This is a genomic window from Actinomadura montaniterrae (assembly GCF_008923365.1).
In the GTDB taxonomy this organism is placed as follows: domain Bacteria; phylum Actinomycetota; class Actinomycetes; order Streptosporangiales; family Streptosporangiaceae; genus Spirillospora; species Spirillospora montaniterrae.
In genome coordinates this window covers 1-1055 of record NZ_WBMR01000491.1, presented here as the reverse complement: position 1 = coordinate 1055, position 1055 = coordinate 1, and the positions used below count along the sequence as shown (strand labels likewise).

Genomic DNA, 1055 nt, shown 5'->3' with positions numbered 1-1055 from the left:
CCGTCCGCCCCGGCAGCGAGGAATACCGCGACTCGGAGAAATACCAGTACCGCCCCCGCGACTGGGAAGCCGCCGACCGCGACAACACCACCATCGCCCCCCTCATCACCCAACTCAACACGCTCCGCAACGCGCACCCCGCACTCCAGCTGCTGCGGAACCTGAACTTCCATTACATCGACCAGCCCGAACTGCTCGCCTTCTCGAAACGGCATATGGACGACGTCGTTCTGGCGGTCGTCAACCTCAACCCGCACCAGCCACGCGAAGCGACGGTCCACCTCGACCTCACCGCACTGGGCCTTCCCGACGACCCGGACCGTCCTTTCACCGTCCACGACGAGCTGGACGGATCGACCTACACGTGGCGCAAGGCCAATTACGTCTACCTGGACCCGCACCTTCGACCGGCGCACATCTTCACGTTCCGGAGCAGCGAGAGTTGAGCGGACCGAACGAACCACAGCCTCCCTCCCCGACGCCCGGCCCGACTCCCGGACCCGGCCCGGTGCCCAGGGACGAGCCCGTCACCGAGATCCCCCCGGACGCGGTCCCGCCCGCGTCGGAACCCGTCCCGGACGCGTTCAGCCCCGAGACGCCGCGCGACCCGCACTGGTTCAAGACCGCCGTGTTCTACGAGGTGTCGGTGCGGGGCTTCGCCGACTCCAACAATGACGGTTACGGCGACCTGCGCGGCCTGATCTCCAAACTCGACCACCTGGAATGGCTGGGCGTCGAGTGCCTCTGGCTGCTGCCGATCTACCAGTCACCGCTGAAGGACGGCGGCTACGACATCGCCGAGTACACCAGGATCCTTCCCGACTTCGGGGAGCTCGGCGATTTCGTGGAACTGATCGAGCAGGCGCACGCGCGGGGCATCCGCGTCATCGCGGACCTGGTGATGAACCACACCAGCGACCAGCATTCCTGGTTCCAGGCGTCGCGGACGGATCCGGACGGGCCGTTCGGCGACTTCTACATGTGGAACGACACCGACGACAAATACCCCGACGCCCGCATCATCTTCGTCGACACCGAATCCTCCAACTGGACCT

General features: G+C 66.0%; 1 protein-coding gene and 1 pseudogene. Both read left to right on the top strand.

Annotated elements, in window-relative coordinates:
* A pseudogene (locus tag F9B16_RS50485) lies at positions 1–446 on the top strand (alpha-1,4-glucan--maltose-1-phosphate maltosyltransferase); the annotation flags it as partial.
* A 62-nt stretch (positions 447–508) separates the two neighbouring features.
* The coding region (locus tag F9B16_RS50480; RefSeq protein WP_404800603.1) for an alpha-amylase family glycosyl hydrolase at positions 509–1055 on the top strand (547 nt) is incomplete at its 3' end.